The organism is Bradyrhizobium sp. Ec3.3 (assembly GCF_000472925.1).
GTDB lineage: Bacteria > Pseudomonadota > Alphaproteobacteria > Rhizobiales > Xanthobacteraceae > Bradyrhizobium.
In genome coordinates this window covers 44399-60613 of record NZ_AXAS01000009.1, presented here as the reverse complement: position 1 = coordinate 60613, position 16215 = coordinate 44399, and the positions used below count along the sequence as shown (strand labels likewise).

At 64.9% G+C, this 16215-nt stretch carries 16 protein-coding genes; 4 read left to right on the top strand and 12 right to left on the bottom strand.

The annotated features are described in order from the left end of the window. Positions 1–14: 14 nt before the first annotated feature. Entirely contained in the window at positions 15–1625 is a 1611-nt protein-coding gene (locus tag YUU_RS0110540; protein WP_027522328.1) for an NAD(P)/FAD-dependent oxidoreductase, read from the bottom strand. Positions 1626–1789: 164 nt separating this feature from the next. On the opposite strand from YUU_RS0110540, the gene YUU_RS0110535 reads away from it, so the two are divergent. Continuing rightward, complete coding sequence (locus YUU_RS0110535) at positions 1790–4081, top strand: spermidine synthase (protein ID WP_027522327.1); 2292 nt, start codon at positions 1790–1792, stop codon at positions 4079–4081. Positions 4082–4228: 147 nt separating this feature from the next. On the opposite strand, the gene YUU_RS0110530 is transcribed toward YUU_RS0110535, so the two are convergent. The 3 genes from YUU_RS0110530 to YUU_RS0110520 form a co-directional block, all read right to left on the bottom strand. Next, positions 4229–5152, bottom strand: coding sequence for a glycerophosphodiester phosphodiesterase (locus YUU_RS0110530; RefSeq protein ID WP_035661959.1), 924 nt, complete (start codon positions 5150–5152; stop codon positions 4229–4231). Between the two features lie 137 nt (positions 5153–5289). Then, positions 5290–5892 carry a hypothetical protein gene (locus tag YUU_RS0110525; protein WP_156944213.1) on the bottom strand — a complete coding sequence of 201 codons (603 nt, stop codon included), beginning with the start codon at positions 5890–5892 and terminating at the stop codon, positions 5290–5292. Positions 5893–6077: 185 nt separating this feature from the next. Then, positions 6078–6875, bottom strand: a complete 798-nt coding sequence (locus YUU_RS0110520) for a L,D-transpeptidase (protein WP_027522324.1) — start codon at positions 6873–6875, stop codon at positions 6078–6080. Positions 6876–7167: 292 nt separating this feature from the next. On the opposite strand from YUU_RS0110520, the gene YUU_RS0110515 reads away from it, so the two are divergent. Beyond that, positions 7168–7491, top strand: coding sequence for a hypothetical protein (locus YUU_RS0110515; RefSeq protein ID WP_027522323.1), 324 nt, complete (start codon positions 7168–7170; stop codon positions 7489–7491). Positions 7492–7592: 101 nt separating this feature from the next. Here YUU_RS0110515 and YUU_RS0110510 read toward each other — a convergent pair whose 3' ends face one another. After that, entirely contained in the window at positions 7593–8354 is a 762-nt protein-coding gene (locus tag YUU_RS0110510) for an ABC transporter permease (RefSeq protein ID WP_027522322.1), read from the bottom strand. Further along, positions 8351–9274, bottom strand: coding sequence for an ABC transporter ATP-binding protein (locus tag YUU_RS0110505; RefSeq protein ID WP_027522321.1), 924 nt, complete (start codon positions 9272–9274; stop codon positions 8351–8353). Before YUU_RS0110505 ends, YUU_RS0110510 begins: the two co-directional genes overlap by 4 nt. Positions 9275–9550: 276 nt before the next feature. Here YUU_RS0110505 and YUU_RS0110500 point away from each other — a divergent pair, with 276 nt between their 5' ends. Next, positions 9551–10270 (top strand): hypothetical protein, encoded by a 720-nt coding sequence (locus YUU_RS0110500; protein WP_027522320.1) that lies wholly within the window; start codon positions 9551–9553, stop codon positions 10268–10270. Positions 10271–10308: 38 nt separating this feature from the next. Here YUU_RS0110500 and YUU_RS0110495 read toward each other — a convergent pair whose 3' ends face one another. Continuing rightward, positions 10309–11436, bottom strand: a complete 1128-nt coding sequence (locus tag YUU_RS0110495) for a threonine synthase (RefSeq protein WP_027522319.1) — start codon at positions 11434–11436, stop codon at positions 10309–10311. Positions 11437–11733: 297 nt separating this feature from the next. Between YUU_RS0110495 and YUU_RS0110490 the strand changes: the two genes are divergently transcribed. Next, complete coding sequence (locus YUU_RS0110490) at positions 11734–12684, top strand: LysM domain-containing protein (RefSeq protein ID WP_027522318.1); 951 nt, start codon at positions 11734–11736, stop codon at positions 12682–12684. A 13-nt stretch (positions 12685–12697) separates the two neighbouring features. Here the strand turns inward: YUU_RS0110490 and YUU_RS0110485 are convergent, their stop codons facing one another. The 5 genes from YUU_RS0110485 to YUU_RS60160 all read right to left on the bottom strand — a co-directional run bounded on the left by YUU_RS0110485 (position 12698) and on the right by YUU_RS60160 (position 16209). Beyond that, on the bottom strand, positions 12698–13324 hold the full coding sequence (locus tag YUU_RS0110485; RefSeq protein ID WP_027522317.1) for an isoprenylcysteine carboxylmethyltransferase family protein: 627 nt from the start codon (positions 13322–13324) through the stop codon (positions 12698–12700). Positions 13325–13354: 30 nt separating this feature from the next. Continuing rightward, positions 13355–14386 (bottom strand): NAD-dependent epimerase/dehydratase family protein, encoded by a 1032-nt coding sequence (locus tag YUU_RS0110480; RefSeq protein ID WP_027522316.1) that lies wholly within the window; start codon positions 14384–14386, stop codon positions 13355–13357. 32 nt (positions 14387–14418) lie between these two features. After that, the gene (locus YUU_RS0110475) at positions 14419–14868 is read right to left on the bottom strand and encodes an Mpo1-like protein (RefSeq protein WP_245287995.1); all 450 of its coding nucleotides are present in this window, start codon (positions 14866–14868) and stop codon (positions 14419–14421) included. Between the two features lie 238 nt (positions 14869–15106). Then, complete coding sequence (locus YUU_RS60165) at positions 15107–15793, bottom strand: OmpA family protein (protein WP_027522314.1); 687 nt, start codon at positions 15791–15793, stop codon at positions 15107–15109. Beyond that, entirely contained in the window at positions 15793–16209 is a 417-nt protein-coding gene (locus tag YUU_RS60160) for a hypothetical protein (protein ID WP_027522313.1), read from the bottom strand. Before YUU_RS60160 ends, YUU_RS60165 begins: the two co-directional genes overlap by 1 nt. Positions 16210–16215: the final 6 nt, after the last annotated feature.

The following is a 16215-nucleotide window of genomic DNA, read 5'->3' as shown; positions in this document are numbered from 1 at the left end:
GGCTATCCACACACCTATCCACGGCCAGCGAACAACGAGCGATGATCCTTCAGGATCGCCCGCGCCGCATTGTGGCCGGGGGCGCCGGTGACGCCGCCGCCGGGATGGGCGCCGGAGCCGCAGTGATAAAGGCCCTTCAGCGGCCCGCGATAGTCGGCGTGTCCCAGCATCGGGCGGGCCGAGAACAGCTGGTTCAGCGTCAGCGCGCCGTGGAAAATATCGCCGCCCAAGAGGCCGAATTGTCGCTCGAGATCGAGCGGGGACAGGATCTGGCGGCCGAGCACGAGGCCTGCAAAGCCCGGTGCATATTCGTCCACCGTCGCGATCATGAGGTCGGCGACCTCCTCGCGGTGGTCGTCCCACGATTTGCCATCGGGCAGCTCCGGCGCGACGTGTTGGCAGAACAGGCTCGCGACGTGTTTTCCTTCGGGCGCGAGCGAATCGTCGAGCGTCGAGGGGATCAGCATCTCCACCACGGGTGAGCTGCTCCAGCCCTGCGCGCGCGCGTCGAGATAGGCGCGGTCCATGTAGCCAAGGCTCGGCGCGATGATGATGCCGGAGGTCAGATGATCGCCGTCGCCAGGGAGCGCCGTGAAAGACGGCAGGCGGTCGAGCGCGACATTCATGCGGAAGGTGCCGGAGCCGTTCTTCCAGTGCCGGATGCGGGCGAGGAAGTCGGCAGGGACGGCGTCCGCCGCGACGAGGCGCGTGTAGAGCAGTTTTGGGTTGACGTTCGAGACAACGTATTTTGCGCGGATGCTCTCGCCGCTTTCGAGCACGACGCCGACAGCGCGATCGCGCTCGACGATCACCTCGCGCACGCCGGCGTCCGTTTGAATCGCAACGCCCTGGTCGCGCGCGGCGCGCGCCATGGCCTGCGTGATCGCGCCCATGCCGCCGATGGCATGGCCCCAGACGCCCTTTTTGCCGTTCACCTCGCCAAAGGCGTGGTGCAGCATCACGTAGGCCGAGCCCGCCGCATAGGGGCTCGCGTAATTGCCGACGATGGCGTCGAAGCCGAACAGCGCCTTGACGAGATCGTGCTCGAAGCGCTCGTCCAGCATCTCGCCGGCCGAGCGCGTGAACAGGTCGAGCAGGCTGCGGCTCTGCTCCAGCGTGAGCTTGCGCAGGATGTTGGCGCTTTGCAGCGCGTTGACACTCTCGCGGATCGCGCCCGCGCCAAAGCTCTCCACGAGGTTCGGCGGCGCGCGCAGCACGAACTGGCGCAGCACGTCGGCGATGGCCTCGAGCTCGCGCGAAAAGCCGTCGAGCGCCTCGGCATCATGCGCGCTGAGCCGGGCCACGTGCTCCTTCGTTCGTCCCTCGCCGGTGAGGAGATAACTGCCATCGGGCGCGGGCAAAAAGTTCTGCGCGCGGCGCTCGACGACGCGTAGGCCGTGCTCGGCCAGCTTCAAGTCGCGGATGACCTGCGGATTGAGCAGGCTCACAGTATAGGCGGCGACCGAATTCTTGAAACCGGGATGGAACTCTTCGGTCACCGCGGCACCGCCCACCACCTTGCGCCGCTCGACCACCGTCACCCGCAGCCCCGCCATCGCGAGATAGGCCGCGCAGGTGAGGCCGTTATGGCCAGCGCCGATGATGACGACGTCGGTTTCGGTCATGAAAGGTTCAACATTCTCGACTGTTGCCGCAGAGGCGATCCCGGAAATGACGTCTGTATATCAGGCATTCCCTGTCGCGACAGTCCCACCATTTATTGCCCGTTCATGCGCCTTGTGCTCCATTGCGCGCGTCCGGCGGCCGCCGGGGTTTTGCCGGAGCTTTCATGGATTCGATCGTGCCTCCCGCCGTCACCGAGCAGCCGTCCGCCTCGCGCAACCGGCTAGTGCTGACGGTCTACACCGCCGCGATCTTCGTCAGCGCGCTGCTGCTGTTCTCGGTGCAGCCGCTGTTCACGAAAATGGTGCTGCCGCGGCTCGGCGGCTCGCCGGCAGTGTGGTCGGTGGCGATGGTTTTCTTCCAGTCGTTGCTGCTCGCGGGCTACGCCTATGCGCATTTCCTGATGCAGATCAGGAACCGCGCGATTCCGGTCGCCATCCATCTCGTGCTGCTGGTCGTGGCCTTGCTGACGCTGCCGCTCGGGATCGCGCATTCGTTCGGTGAGCCGCCGACCTCGGGCTACGCGTTCTGGCTGCTCGGCCTGTTTGCGGTGTCGATCGGGCTGCCGTTCTTCGCGCTCGCGGCCAACAATCCGCTGCTGCAGGCCTGGTTCGTCCGCACCGGCCACCCGGATGGCCCCGATCCCTATTTCCTCTACTCCGCCTCCAACATCGGCAGCTTCCTCGCGCTATTGTCCTATCCGGTGCTGCTGGAGCCGGTGTTCACGCTGCGCACGCAGAACATGCTCTGGACCGCCGGCTATGGATTATTGATCCTGCTGATCGCCGGCTGCGGCTTGCTGCTGCTGCGCTCGCCGGCTCTCGCTGCGGCCGACGCGCGGACCGAGGACACGAGCTCGCCGGCGCCGAGCTGGCTCGTTCGCGCACGCTGGATCTTCCTTGCCGCGGTACCCTCCGGCCTTCTGATCGCGGTGACCGCGCACATCTCGACCGACGTTGCCGCCGCGCCGCTGCTCTGGGTGGTGCCGCTGTCGCTTTACCTCTTGACCTGGGTGCTGGTGTTCCAGTCGCGGCCGCTGTTGCCGCACAAATGGATGCTGATGCTCCAGCCACTCGCCATTGCCGGCACCGTGATCCTGCTGGCTTTCGGCGGCGAGCAGAACCTCCTGCTGACGCTGGGCGGCCACCAGCTCTGCTTCTTTGTCATCGCGATGGCCTGCCATGGCGAATTGGCGCGCACGCGGCCGGCCGCGAAATATCTCACCGGCTTCTATGTCGCACTGTCGTTCGGCGGCATGGTCGGCGGCCTGTTCGCAGGCCTCGTCGCGCCTTTCACTTTCTCCTGGATCGCCGAATATCCGATCCTGATCGCGCTCGCCGCGCTATGCCGGCCATCGGCAGGCGAGCGGCTTGCTCCCGTCATGAAGTGGTACTGGCTCGTGCTCGCCGCGCTCGCGATCGCGCTGGTGGCGCCATCCTATTCAACCGGCCAAATCCCAGAGCAGGTCACGACCTGGTTCGAGGATCACCGCGTCTGGATCGCCGGTGGCGTCGGCCTGCTCGCAGCGCTTCTGGCGCTCGCGCTCAATGCCAACCGCTGGAAGATCTTTGCAACGATCGTGCTCGCGCTGGCGCTGACCCGCGTCTATCCGGCGGACGAGGGTCGTGTCGTCACCATTCGCAGCTTCTTCGGCGTGCACAAGATCGTGGTGACGCCTGGCGGCTACTTCCACGTGCTGATGCACGGCACCACGATCCACGGCGCCGAGCGCTTCCTCAACAATGACGGCACGCCGGTCGAGGGGCGGCCCGAGCCGATCACCTACTACCACAAGGACGGCGGCATCGGTCAGGCCATCACCGCCATACGCGAGCGCAAGGGCGCGCCGCTCAAGGTTGCCGCCATCGGCGTCGGCTCCGGCACGCTCGTCTGCGCCGCCGAACCCGGTGAAAGCTGGAAGTTCTTCGAGATCGACCAGAGCATGGTCGATACAGCAAGCGATCCCAAATATTTCCGCTACATCTCGAGCTGCGCACCGGGCCTGAAGCCAGTGATCGGCGATGCGCGCCTGACCTTCGCCAAGGAGCCCGACGGTCTCTACGACCTCATCATCGTCGATGCCTACTCCTCGGACGCGATCCCGATCCACCTTGCGACCGAAGAAGCGATGAAGATCTACAAGGACAAGCTCGCCCCGCATGGCGCGGTCGTGATGCACGTCTCCAACCGCCATCTCGACCTCGAGCCGGTCGTAGTCGGCATTGCCGATGCCAACGATCTCAAGAGCTGGGTCTACAACGAGGATTCCGGGCGCGACGCCGACTACATCTTCTCGACCGACGTCGTGGTCTCTGCGCGCGAGGAAGCCGATGTCGGCAAGCTCGCCTCCTCCAAGCAATGGGAGGAGATCGAGGCCGACGACAATGTGCGGGTGTGGACCGACGACTACTCCAACATCATCGGCGCGCTGTATCGGCGCCTGCGGGATGGGGAGTAACGCTGCCGCGACACTCGGACAGTCTCGTGCCCCGGACGCGGCGCGGCATGAAATGACGCGACGCAGAGCCGGGACCCATATAGGCCCCGGCTCTGCAGCGCACCGCTACGCGCTGCGCCGCGTCCGGGGCACGAGATCATTTGCGATTCACGGACTGACCGGCGTGCCCGCGGGCAGCGCGATGCCTTTATCGCCGGCGACCTGCCGCAACAGGTCGGGGCGATCGGAGATGATGCCGTCGACGCCGATCTCGATCATCCGCGCCATGTCGTCCGCCTTGTTGACGGTCCAGACCACGACGCGCAGGCCGAGCTCGTGGGCTTCCGTGACCAGCGCGGCGTTGACGTCGCCGAAATAGGGTGACCAGACCGCGCCGCCGGCCGCCTTGATCGTGCGCGGCAGCGAGCCGCCGTGATCGGCCGGATTGAAGCCGGCCGTCCAGTTGGTCGCCGCGTCGAGCGCGATGGTCGGCGCTTTGCCCTGCTGCAGCGTCAGGTAGACCGTCGGAATTTGCGGCGCCTGCTTTTGGACCAGAAGCAGCGTCCGCCAGTCGAAGGACTGGATCATGACGCGGCCCGAAAACCCCGCAGCGTCGATGACGCCGAGGAGCCGCGCGGCGAAAGCTTGCGGATCGAGCGACTCGCCCGGAAGGTTCGGATCGATCTTGGTCTCGATGTTGAAGCGCACGCGCGTGTTGCCGGATTTTTCGACCAGCGCGAACAACTCCTTCAGCGTGGGAATGCGCGTTCCCGGTACCGCGCGCTGCTCGGGAAACTGCTTGGCATAGGCGCTGTCGGGGCGGATCTGGCCGACGTCATACGTCCTGACCTCGTCGAGCCGCAGTTTGACGAACGGCGTGCCGGGCGCGGCGACATAGCCGCCCGCGGCGTCGCGCGCGAGATCCGGATTGAGGCCGCGCTCATGCGACACGACGACCTCACCGTCTGCGGTGATGCCGACGTCGAGCTCCAGCGTGTCGACGCCCATCGACAGCGCGTTGGCAAAGGCGGGCAGGGTGTTTTCCGGCAGCAGCGCGCGCCCGCCGCGATGCGCTTCGAGATCGAAGGCCATGACCTCTCCGGCAATGAGACAACAGAAAGCTGACAGGATCGCGACAACAGGGGATGGAACGGCAGGGCTCATGGCGTGGTTCGCGTTTGCTGGCCATTCTAGCTCTATCCGTGTGCCTCCGGTCATTTCAAGGGCGATCATGCCCCCTGGGCTTGCGCGTTCGTCGCATTGGCGTCGCGCAGGCGCGCGCGGACGAACGCAAAGGCGGCGTCGTAGGCGGCGGCGTCGCCAAAGCTTCGGTCCGGGATCGCCACTGCCGAGCGGGGCGTGATCCACATCAGAAGAAGGCTCCTCTCGCGGGTGCACTGACGGATCCGGGTCCATTCGTATCTGTACTGGGCCCCCGTGGCCGTCACGGTAAGCCCGGTCAGGTAGAGTTCGAGCGTGCTGAATTCCCTGGGGGTCGCCATCGCTTCGAAATATCGTCTTCTGAAGATGCGGTGCGCGACGGAGCTCCCGATGATGGCGGCGAGCATGCCAAGTGTGAAGGCGTAAAGGCTGTAAGATCCGATCATCTCGATCGCTTCGGTGTCGAGCTGACGGCCAGCAGCCTGCAGTCGGAATAGCAATGCGACGGGGATTGCGCCGAACCCGGCTGCAGCCCAAGCTGTGACTCCCAACCAGCTCCTGTTGCGCCGCCCTATGACCGCCGCGTGGCGGGCGTAGTCGTCGGCGGTCATGTTGAATTTCAGTGTGATACGATCGGGGGCAGGGTCGCTCATCGCCAGATTGCCGTTCATCTCCGCAGGCTTCTTGCGGTAGCCACCGTATGACGCCGGCAACTCCTCTCGGGTTCACGGCATGAGGCACTAATTCTGATGGTAGTTGCCGCGCGAGCCGGTTGCCTGCGCCTTCGTCGACGCAGGGTGCAAGGCGATTGAACGCGGCACTGCCGCGTTCAGATAGCGCCGGCGATCCTCAGCCGTCAGTTCTGGTAATTGTAGTAGGTGCGCGGCTGATAGTACTGGCGGGGCTGCTGCTGATAATAGCCCTGCTGGCCGTAGCTCGGATCGTAAGTCTGGTACTGCCGCTGCTGCTGATAGACCTGCGGCTGATAGACCTGTGCGTCATAGACCTGGCGCGAGCTGCGCGGCGCCGGATAGCGCGCGCCGGTGTCGGTGCCGTCGGCCGGATAGATGTAGCCGTCGTCCTGCGGCATCGCGCGGCGGCCGGGCTGCATCTGCGGTGTCAGGTCGACGGGCTCGCCGGCCGCGCTGTACTGGTCACCGTATGGCTGCGCCGCGCGCGCCACCGCGCTGGTGCCGCGGCCGCGCGGATTGCGCATCAAGGCCACCTGCGCCGAACCGGTCAGCGTCACCGTGGTGTTGAGCACGCCCTGCTCCTGGACCAGAGCGTAGAGCGTCGAGGCGTTCTCGCGCGACAGCCGCACGCAGCCATGGGACGCCGGCGTGCCGAGCCGGCCGACCGAGTCGGTGCCGTGGATCGCATGCCCGATCTTGGTGAAGAAGATCGAATGAGGCATCGGCGCGTCGTCGAACTCCTTGGAGTAGTGATCCTCTTCCATGCGGAAGGCACGGAAGCTGCCGTTCGGCGTCTCGCGGGAGGGGATGCCGGTCGAAACCGGCCAGCGATAGCGCGCGACGCCGTCGACCGCGACGGTCATCCGCTGATTGTCCTTGTCGATGGTGATGTCGACCTTGGCTTGCGCGGTGCCCGCGCTGAAAAGCATCAATGAGACGATTGTAACAAATAAAGTACGCATTTTACTTCCGGCCTCCGGCCTGTTCGCGCAAGTGCCGCGGCTGTCCGTCCCCCGGCGTGTACTATGCCCGCAATCAGGTTTCGGTTCCAGTGGCCCGTCTTGGCCATCGTTAACTTGGCGCCGGGCGTAAGCAAGGCTGCTTCATCACGAATCCGCGCGTGCGGTGCTGACATTTTCGCGAGCGCGACGCGTCGCCAATTCGTCACGGCTGCGCAACCATTTGGCCGCAGCAGCGTTTCAGACTGCCTGCCTTCACCGGCCAACTCGCCGGTCCATCCGCTGGGATATTGAGATGAACAAAGCTCGCTTAACCGCGGCCGCGTTGCCGGCCAGTGTGCCTTTCCGCCTGCTTTTTGCCGCGAGCCTCCTGCTTGCGCTCGTGGCGCTGCCGCGGCCCGGACACACTCAGGGCATCGTGCGCGGCGCCCAGGAAGGTGCCTATGAAGGCAACCGCGTCGCCGGGCCCGTCGGCGGCGTGGTCGGAGGCGCGGTCGGGGCCGGTGTTGGCGGCGCCGTGGGCGCGGTCGAGGGCGTGTTCGGCATTCCTCATCACGGCTGGCGCCATCGCTGCCGCGGCTACTATGACGGGTACCACCACTTCCATTGTTACAGGTGACGGCTCAGGTCGTCATTCCGGAGCGCGCGAGCCCGGAATCCGGAGGTTGTGGTTCGAGATTCCGGGTTCGTGCTTCGCACGCCCCGAAATGACGGCAAGGGTCAATTCTTCAGCCGATAGCCGGTTCGGAAAATCCAGCCGATCATGACGAGGCAGATCACCAGGAAGGCGGCAGTCATGCCGATGCTCAAGACGACGCTGACATCGGCGATCTCGTAAAAACTCCAGCGGAAGCCGGAGATCAGATAGACCACCGGGTTGAGCAGCGCGACCGTGCGCCAGCCCGACGGCAGCATGTTCACGGAATAGAAGCTGCCGCCGAGGAAGGTGAGAGGCGTTACCACCAGCATCGGAATCATCTGAAGCTTCTCGAAGCCGTCGGCCCAGATGCCGATGATGAAGCCGAACAGGCTGAAGGTCACCGCGGTCAGTACCAGGAAGGTCAGCATCCAGATCGGATGATGGATGTGCAGCGGCACAAACAGCCCGGCGGTGGCGAGAATGATCAGGCCGAGGATGATCGACTTGGTCGCGGCCGCCCCGACATAGCCGAGCACGATCTCGAAATAGGAAATCGGCGCGGACAGGATTTCGTAGATCGTGCCGACGAATTTCGGGAAGTAGATGCCGAAGGAGGCGTTGGTGATGCTCTGGGTCAAGACCGACAGCATCACGAGACCCGGCACGATGAACGTGCCGTAGCTCACGCCCTCGACATGGTCGATGCGCGATCCGATCGCGGCGCCGAACACCACGAAGTACAGCGAGGTCGAGACCACCGGCGAGACGATGCTTTGCAGCAGCGTGCGCCAGGTGCGCGCCATTTCGAACAGATAGATGGCACGAACGGCGTGCAAATTCATGACGTCCTCACGAGGTCGACGAAGATGTCCTCGAGCGACGATTGCGTCGTGTCGAGGTCGGAGAAGCGGACGCCGGCGTTGCGGAGGTCGCCGAGCAGGCTGGTGATGCCGGTGCGCTCGCCCTTGGTGTCGTAGTCGTAGACCAGCGTCGCGCCATTGTCGCAGAGGTCGAGCTTGTAGTGGGCAAGGCTCTCCGGCAGCGTATCGAGCTTGCTCGCAAGGTGCAGCGTCAGCCGCTTCTTGCCGAGCTTCTGCATCAAGGTGGCCTTGTCCTCGACCAGCACGATCTCGCCCTTGTTGATGACGCCGATGCGGTCGGCCATCTCCTCGGCTTCCTCGATGTAGTGGGTCGTGAGGATGATGGTGACGCCGGATTGCTGAAGGCCGCGCACCACCTCCCACATGCCCTTGCGCAATTCGACGTCGACGCCGGCGGTGGGCTCGTCCAGGAACAGGATCTGCGGCTCGTGCGACAACGCCTTGGCTATCATCACGCGGCGCTTCATGCCGCCGGAGAGCGTGATGATCTTGTTGTCCTTCTTGTCCCAGAGCGAGAGGTCCTTCAGCACCTTCTCGATATGGGCGGGGTTCTTCGGCTTGCCGAACAGGCCGCGGGAAAAGCTCACCGTTGCCCACACACTCTCGAAGGCGTCGGTGTGCAGCTCCTGCGGCACCAGCCCGATCAGCGAGCGCGCCTTGCGCCAGGAGGTGACGATGTTCTCGCCGCCGACCATGACCTTGCCTTCGCTCGGATTGGCGATGCCGCAGATGATCGAGATCAGCGTGGTCTTGCCGGCGCCGTTGGGGCCGAGCAGCGCAAATATCTCGCCGCGCTTGATGTCGAGATTGACGTTTTTCAGCGCCTTGAAGCCGGACCCATAGGTCTTCGACAGGTTGGCGACGGAGATGATGGAGGACATGATGGCCGGAGGGCTGGGGAGGGGAGGCTGGAACCCGCCCCTGGAGGGCAGGTCAGCGGAGCCCTGAAATAGGAACGCCGTTGCCCGGTCGCAATTCCCTGGAGAAAAATGGTCTCAAAACAGCCCCTTCAGTGGCCGGTTTCGGGCAACTGTTGCGCAACAGTCACGGGCCGCTGCTAAGATTGTCGGTCACGCGGCTCTTTGTTGCGTCTGCGAGCGGGCCATGGCTACGATTCCGGCAAATTGCGAAGCGTATTGTTCCCGGGGAAAAGATCGATGAGACCGAACGGCCGTTACGCAGCCGGCGCCAGCCAGTTGTCCACCATCCGTGTGTGGGCGACGTGCCTGCTCCTTCTGTCAGCTGTTGCCATGAGCCCGACCAGCGCCAAGGCCGCGCCGAGCCAGGCGGCTGCGACCACGCATGTTTATCTGCTGCGCGGCGTGCTCAACATCTTCTCGCTCGGGCTCGACACCATCGGCTCGCGGCTTGAGGCGCAGGGCATCCCGGTGACGGTTGCGAACTTCGTCTCCTGGTCCTCGCTCGCGGATGAGGCGGCGGCCGCCTACAAGGCCGGCCGGCTGAAGACCATCGTCCTGGTCGGGCATTCCTCGGGTGCGACCGCGCTGCCCGACATGATCGCCAAGCTCAATCACCTCGGCGTGCCCGTGAAGCTCGCGATCGGCCTCGACTCCGTGTTCAAGACCAAGCTCTCGACCGGCGCCGAGCGCTACATCAACCTCTATATCGGCGACGGCCCCGGCGAGCCGGTGCGCGCGGCGGATGGCTTGCGCGGCAAGCTCGACAATGTCGACGTGCGCGGCTCCGGCGCCGGCCACATCACGATCGACAAGAACGAGTTGATCCAGCGCCGCGTGATCGCCGAGATCGATGCCGTGGTGATGCGCTCGCGCGCGCCCGCGGCCCCGCAGGCCGAGCCGCGTGCGGCGAGGCCGGTCGCCCGCTCGGCCGCGGCAACGGCGCCAGCTCGGAACTAGGCGAGCCCCGCGGGACGTCTCGTCCCGCTGCCTCGGCGTTAGCTGAGGATCTCGGTGATGAGCGACGCCGCCTTGATCCCCGTTCCCGTGATGACGACGACGGTGCGCTCATTCGGGCGAATGGCGCCGCGCCGGGCAAGCTCGTCGAGTGCAGCGGCGGCGCTTGCCGATGTCGGCTCGGGAAACAGGCCCGTGGCCGCGAGCTTCTTCAGCCCCGCGACGATGCCCTCTTCGGCGACGGCCACCGTGCCGCCGCCCGTTTCCTTCAGTGCGGCCACCATCTGACGCAGTCGCAGCGGGCTCTTGATCGCGGTGCCCTCGGCGATGGTCTTGCGGACTTCGCGCGAGACCGGCGTATCGACGCCTGCCGTGAAGCTCGCATCGAGTGGCGAGCAGTTCAGCGGCTGCGAGGCGAACAGTTTTGGCATCCGCGCAATCTGCCCCGCCGCAAGCAGCTCCTTGAAGCCGAGATAGCAGCCGAGCAGGCTGCTGCCGGCACCGACGGGAACGACGACGTTGTCGGGGGCCGAATAGCCGAAATCCTCCCACATCTCGTAAGCGAGGGATTTCGTGCCTTCGAGGAAGAAGGGCTGCCAGTTGTGGCTCGAATAGAAGATGTTGCCGGACTGGCGGATCGCTTCCGCCTCCGACTCCTCGCGCGGCCCTTCCACCAGCTGGATGTCCGCTCCATAAGCGCGCACCTGCGCGATCTTCATCGGAGAGGTGGACGCGGGTGCCAGGATCTTGATCTTCATTCCGCCGGCCGCGCCATAGGCGGCAACCGATGCGCCGCCATTGCCCGAACTGTCCTCGAGGACGGCGTTGACGCCGAGCTGGCGGATGAAGGACAACATCACCGTGGTCCCGCGATCCTTGAAGCTGGCCGTCGGGTTGAACCATTCGAGCTTGAAGTATGGCCTCAACTTGCCCCACTCCTTCTGGACGAGGGGCGTGCAGCCTTCGCCCATGGAGATGGGGCTCGCGATCTCGACCGGCAGCGCCGCGCGATAACGCCACAGCGAGCGCACGCTGCGATCGACCTCGTCGCGTGAGATGCCGCGCAGCGGCGTTACCATCAGCGGCTTGCGGTCGTCGGAGCACCAGCGCGGCTGGTCCAGCGGATAGAGCGTGCCGCTGAGCGGTTCGATGTAGGATGGCGTCTTCATGGGGCGATCTCGGATACGAGCATTTTGAGGCCGATCGCGCCGCCTGATGATCAGACGAGAGACGCGAACAGACTGACCGCTCGATTGAACGATTCTAGGTGCCGAAACGGAATATCGATGTCAATTCCGGCGTTCCGGAGTTGGCGAAATGTGGTTCTCGATAGTGAGCGGCAGACTTTCGCGTTGGCGTTGGAGCGCGATTGGGCAAGCTTTGCGCCCCAAATTCTGCCAAATCAGTGGTCAGTAAGGCCGGAATAGGGAAGGCGCCCGCCTTCCCGCGGTGGGGTTGCAAGACGAATGGTTGTTTTGAGGCGAGTGGTCCTGCTGGCGGCCGGCGTGCTGCTCGCCGTCTCGACGGCCGTGGCGGTGGCTTCACCGGCAAAGCTGAAGAAAGCCGTCGCGATCGTGGCGCCGTCCCTGCCGCAACCGCCCCCGCTGCCCGCTGAGGCCGAGCCCGGGCCGCCGCCGCGCATCTATCTCTTCCGCGGCGCGCTCGGGCCGATCTTCTCGACCGGCATGGATCGGCTCGCGGAGCGGTTGACTGAAGCTGGCTTCAAGGCCGACGCCTACGAATTCACGATCTGCCGGCTGGTCGCCCAGCGCGCGATCTCCACCTACCGCGAACAGCCTGCGCCGATCGTGCTGATGGGGCATTCCATGGGTGGGCTGTGCTCGATCATCTTCGCCGAGATGCTTGCCGAGGAGAAGATTCCGGTCAGCCTCGTGATCACCATCGATCCTGCGCATGCGACCGGAAACGTGCCGCTCAATGTCGAGCGCTTCATCAACATCTATCTGTCCGACAGCGTGCTCGGCGGCGGCGACGTGATCGCGGAGCCCGGCTATCGCGGCCATTATGCAAGCTTCGATCTGAAGCAGAACAAGCGCGTCACCCACATCAACATCGAGAAGTCTGAAGACATCCACCGCCAGATCGTCGACATGGTCGCGCAATTGCCGCGCGTGCCGGCGCAGGCGCAGGGCGATCCCGTGCCGCTGCGCTATCTCGTTCCCGGCGACACGCTGGTGGAACTGTGGGACTCGGGCGTGAAGCTGCCCATGCGCGCCGGCGATACGCTCGAGCGGATCGCCACGCAATATCACGTGCCGGTGTGGTCGCTCGCGCAGGCCAACGGGTTGTCTGAAGGCACGCCGCTTGCCGCCGCTCAGGACGTCATCATCCCGCGCCACCTGCTGCCGGCCATGCCGGCGCAGGCCGCCGAGGCGAAGCCGCGACCGGCGCGCTGACGGCGCGCGGAAATCACCGCGGCGACAGGAACGGAATGATCATCGGGACGCGGCGGCAATAGGCGCCGTAGGCGTCTTCGCCGAGTTCCTTCGACAGGAAGACTTCCTCCATCCGGCCCTTCTGCCACATGCCTAGCGAGATCAGGATGGCGCCGAGGATCGCCGTCACCGTGCCGACCGCGATGCCGGTCGCGAGCATGCCGGCGATCAGGCCGGTGTAGATCGGATGACGAACGATGCCATACGGGCCGGTGTCGATGACGCGGTGGTCTTCCTTGTGGGTGATGGTGTTCGACCAGAACTTGCCGAGATGAAGGCGTCCCCACCAGGTGAAGGAGATGCCGGCGAGCACGACGAGTGCTGCGATGTAGACGCCGACCTCGCCGAACACCCATAGTGGTTTCTCGTTCAGCACTTCCGCGGTCCACGGCGTGAACAGGATGCCGCCGATCAGGATCGGCAGGCGATAGCGTTGCGAGTCCAGCGTCATCACCTGCTTCTTGGTGCGGCCCTGCCAGAACGAGGCCCCGACCCAGCTCGCAAGCCAGGCGAGCCAGATCAGCGCCAGGAGTTTGGTCGGCCAGGTCGTGGTCCAGCCACCCCAGGCGAAAGAGAGAAGCTTGTTGAAATCAAAGGACATGCGGAAAGGTTCTTGCTTTTGGGCTTGGGCTCAGCTCGCGCGCGAGCTGAGCGCGTGACGCTCGATGCCGGCCTGCGTTTGCAGGCCGCCGCGTGCGAGCAGATGGGTGATGGTTTCGCGCAGCAACGGCTCGATCGGGCGCGGCGAATAGCCGAGCTCGGTACGCGCCTTGTCGATCGAGAGGTCGCTGGCGGCAAGCGCGATGCGCACGCCCTCGCCGGTGCCGTTGGGCGGCCGGTGCGTGACGTGGTCGGAGATGTATTCGAGCATGATCGCCGAAAGTTCGGCGAGCCTGCCGGGCACCGCGATGGGGTACTGCTTGCGGCCGCTGATCACCGACATCATGCGCAGGATCTGTCCGAGCCGGACGCAGTCGCCGCCGAGAATATAGCGCTGCCCGATGCGGCCGCGCTCCATCGCGAGCACGAGGCCCATGGCGACGTCGCGCACATCGACCAGGTTGACGAGGAAGTTGATGTGCGGCTGCACCTTCTTTTGCAGGAAGTACCACAGCATCGCGGTCGGCGGCGTGAGGTTGTGATCGACCGGCCCGATCGGCATGGTCGGCGTGCCGATGACGAGCGGGAAGCCCGCCGCCGCGGCCTTTGCCGCGCAATGTTCGGCGAGCGACTTCGACCGCGTATAGGCGCCCGGCATCGCATCGGCCGGCTGCAGCGCCTCCTCGGCGGGAACGCCGCCGAGCTGCGAGTAGGGGAACAGGATCGATTCCGTCGAGCAGTGCAGGAAGCGCGACACGCCGCGCAGTTGCGCGGCCGTCAGCACGACCTCGGTGCCGCGGCAATTGACCTCGTGGAAATCCCGCTTGTCGGCGACCCACATGCCGGGCAGGCCGGCGAGGTGATAGACCTGATCGACGCCCGCGAGCGCGCGATCGACCGCGTCGCCGTCGAGCACCGAGCCCGCGACGTAGTCGACGTCAGCACACGGCGCGGCCGGCGGCCGCACATCGAGAACGCGCACCCGCTGCCCCCTGGCGCGGAGCGCTTCTACAAGATGATGTCCGATGAAGCCGCTGCCACCGGTAACCAGTACGAGAGCCATGAAGAAGGTTGCTGCTGTTCCGCTCTGGAATCTTATCGGGTTGAAAGGGAATTGGTCGGAACAGGCGCGAGAATCGCGGCAAGGTCACGACGAAAACCCAGCGCAATGAATAATTTTGCCATTACAAACATCGGTCCAAGCAAAAGATGAGACGGAAAGGTGAACAGCGAGGCCTCGCGCCCCTCAAAAACCTTGTGGCCGATCGCCTGTGCGGCAAAGCCGAGCGCGACCAGGGTGGCGAAGATCGCCCACATCATTACGGTGCTGACTTGCGCCGCAATGGTCGTCGCGATTGAAAACAGCACGATCGACACGGCCAGAATGCCGGTCCCGAGCGCCACATCGAGCAGCAGCCAATAGATGAGGACCGGCAACGCGAGGATCACCGCAAGGCTGAATTCGAATCCGAACAGCGGGACCGCCACCAGCGTCAGCGGCATCACCGCACCCGTGAACAGCAAGAGGATACCGATCACATGCATCGCCGTGTTCCGGGGATCGCGATGGTACTCGACATAAACGGCAAGTTGGCGTTGAAAAAAGCCACCCATCTTGGTCTCACTGAGAATGCAGGTCGGAGGAAGCGACCAGCCTATAGCATCTGCTTGTCCCCTGCACAAACCGTGCAGTTGTCGCGCAGAGCAGCCATTCGAGGCGGCCTGCGCGTGAAAAAACAGTCAGGGGTTCAAGGGGTTCCGGGCACGGCCCAGATGCGATCGATTAGCGTTTTTTGGCCGGCTTCTTGGCCGGTGCCGCAGGTTTGGCCGCGGCGGGCTGGCTGGCTTGTTCCTCGGGGAGTTTTGCAAGCGTCAGGATCTGCAACTGTCCGTTTGCGGTCGAGGTCGGGCGTGCGCGGTCGAGGAATTGCTCCTCGCCAAGGCCGATCGACTGGATTCGCTTGGCGGAGATCTTGAACGTGTTGACCAGCACGTCGCGAATCGCATCCGCGCGGCGCTGGCTCAGGATCGCATTGGCTTCCCGCGTCTTCGAATTGGATTCGACATGGCCGACGATCAGGAAGGTGTAAGGCAGCAGCGAGGCGTGAACCAGCGCATCCGCGATGCGGCCGACCGTCTGGTAGGACGAAGGCTGGATGATCGGCGTGTCGGCGTCGAACTGGATCAGCGTAGTGAAAGCCGGCAGGCTCGCAAGGTCAGGCGCGATCAGTGGGCGATTCACCGGGCCCGGATCGTTCTTGATCCGCGCCTTCGCCCGCTCCATCACCTGCTGCTTCAGCGCCGCGAGGTCGACATCAGGCGCTGATTCGAAATGGTTGAGCTTGCCGACGATGTCGTCGCGGGTCGGCGGCGCCGTCTGCGCGCCCACGGGGCCTGCCGCGAGCGCCAGACCAAGTGCAAGTCCGAGCGCGAGGCCGATCGATTGCAAAGTGAGCCCGGCCGCGCGCATCAGCGATACCCCGCGTCGTCCACCGCCTTCAGGCAGTTGTTGCTGATGCCCTTGGGCGTCGAGATCAGGCAGGGGATCGACTTGCTGGTCTCCTTGGTCGAGCCGCCGCAGACCTTGACGATCTCGCGCTGGCAGGCGTTCGCCACGGTCACGCGCGCGGCGACCCGCTTCTGGATCGCGTCGAAGGCCGCGAGATAGTCGGTCTGGCACTGCGGTGACAGCACGTCGCGGTTGCGCGACAGGCATTCCTTCAGCCGCGTCGAATCCGGGTTCACGCCGCGGCAATTGGCCACGATCTCCGCGCCGCAGCTCTTGGCCAGCATGCCGATCGCATCGCCAAAGCTCATCGTCTCGGCTGCCGCCAGCGACGGCATGCCAAATGCAAGTACGGCGAATGTGATGAAGCCCCGGGCCATGGCCGC

Excerpts from the sequence above, each read along its gene's own strand:
- YUU_RS0110540 (WP_027522328.1), bottom strand. The coding sequence starts at position 1,625 with ATGACCGAAACCGACGTCGTCATCATCGGCGCTGGCCATAACGGCCTC.
- YUU_RS0110535 (WP_027522327.1), top strand. The coding sequence starts at position 1,790 with ATGGATTCGATCGTGCCTCCCGCCGTCACCGAGCAGCCGTCCGCCTCG.
- YUU_RS0110530 (WP_035661959.1), bottom strand. The coding sequence starts at position 5,152 with ATGGCCTTCGATCTCGAAGCGCATCGCGGCGGGCGCGCGCTGCTGCCG.
- YUU_RS0110525 (WP_156944213.1), bottom strand. The coding sequence starts at position 5,892 with ATGAACGGCAATCTGGCGATGAGCGACCCTGCCCCCGATCGTATCACA.
- YUU_RS0110520 (WP_027522324.1), bottom strand. The coding sequence starts at position 6,875 with ATGCGTACTTTATTTGTTACAATCGTCTCATTGATGCTTTTCAGCGCG.
- YUU_RS0110515 (WP_027522323.1), top strand. The coding sequence starts at position 7,168 with ATGAACAAAGCTCGCTTAACCGCGGCCGCGTTGCCGGCCAGTGTGCCT.
- YUU_RS0110510 (WP_027522322.1), bottom strand. The coding sequence starts at position 8,354 with ATGAATTTGCACGCCGTTCGTGCCATCTATCTGTTCGAAATGGCGCGC.
- YUU_RS0110505 (WP_027522321.1), bottom strand. The coding sequence starts at position 9,274 with ATGTCCTCCATCATCTCCGTCGCCAACCTGTCGAAGACCTATGGGTCC.
- YUU_RS0110500 (WP_027522320.1), top strand. The coding sequence starts at position 9,551 with ATGAGACCGAACGGCCGTTACGCAGCCGGCGCCAGCCAGTTGTCCACC.
- YUU_RS0110495 (WP_027522319.1), bottom strand. The coding sequence starts at position 11,436 with ATGAAGACGCCATCCTACATCGAACCGCTCAGCGGCACGCTCTATCCG.
- YUU_RS0110490 (WP_027522318.1), top strand. The coding sequence starts at position 11,734 with ATGGTTGTTTTGAGGCGAGTGGTCCTGCTGGCGGCCGGCGTGCTGCTC.
- YUU_RS0110485 (WP_027522317.1), bottom strand. The coding sequence starts at position 13,324 with ATGTCCTTTGATTTCAACAAGCTTCTCTCTTTCGCCTGGGGTGGCTGG.
- YUU_RS0110480 (WP_027522316.1), bottom strand. The coding sequence starts at position 14,386 with ATGGCTCTCGTACTGGTTACCGGTGGCAGCGGCTTCATCGGACATCAT.
- YUU_RS0110475 (WP_245287995.1), bottom strand. The coding sequence starts at position 14,868 with ATGCATGTGATCGGTATCCTCTTGCTGTTCACGGGTGCGGTGATGCCG.
- YUU_RS60165 (WP_027522314.1), bottom strand. The coding sequence starts at position 15,793 with ATGCGCGCGGCCGGGCTCACTTTGCAATCGATCGGCCTCGCGCTCGGA.
- YUU_RS60160 (WP_027522313.1), bottom strand. The coding sequence starts at position 16,209 with ATGGCCCGGGGCTTCATCACATTCGCCGTACTTGCATTTGGCATGCCG.